Genomic DNA, 492 nt, shown 5'->3' with positions numbered 1-492 from the left:
AAAACAGCCTTCACGCATCTCGTATAACACTTCACCGGCAAGACTTTCACTAATATCAATACTTTCCTGCCTGCCTGGTATTTGCAAATACTCTAATTTAGGTTCTGGAAGTTGAATGCGTGGACGGCTTGTAGCAACCAGCCCTAGATCGTTAAAACTATGCAACCCGTTTATTAGCATCCCATACACTTTTACCACCCCCTTGCTTTTCTTGTTTGAAGCTTGAAAAGCTCACTGTCCATCCTGTGCGCGATACCACCCACTAGTTCACCAGTGTCGAGCACAATACTCTGGTTAGAAAACTGTGGGAAATACGCGTCCATAATCGCTAGAATCTGGTTCATAACACTAAGCATTTGCGTGTTCGCTCCCGCGCTCATATTCTGCAAAGTATCAAGCCCCATAATCACTTCCGGACCTTTTTCACCGCCGCCAAGCATACGCCCGTTTTTCTCACCGAAAATAGTCGCCCCGTTTAACAGCATCGGCTTA

2 pseudogenes are annotated in these 492 nt (G+C 45.9%); both read right to left on the bottom strand.

Annotation, left to right across the window (positions count from 1 at the left end):
- Positions 1-180, bottom strand: a pseudogene (locus ACTJLE_RS06570) (hypothetical protein); the annotation flags it as partial.
- An 11-nt stretch (positions 181-191) separates the two neighbouring features.
- Positions 192-492 (bottom strand): annotated as a pseudogene (locus ACTJLE_RS06565) (hypothetical protein); the annotation flags it as partial.

It is taken from the genome of Gardnerella sp. CCPDSM (assembly GCF_056754715.1).
The sequence above is the reverse complement of the archived record's forward strand: the minus strand, read 5'-3'. Positions and strand labels throughout refer to the sequence as shown.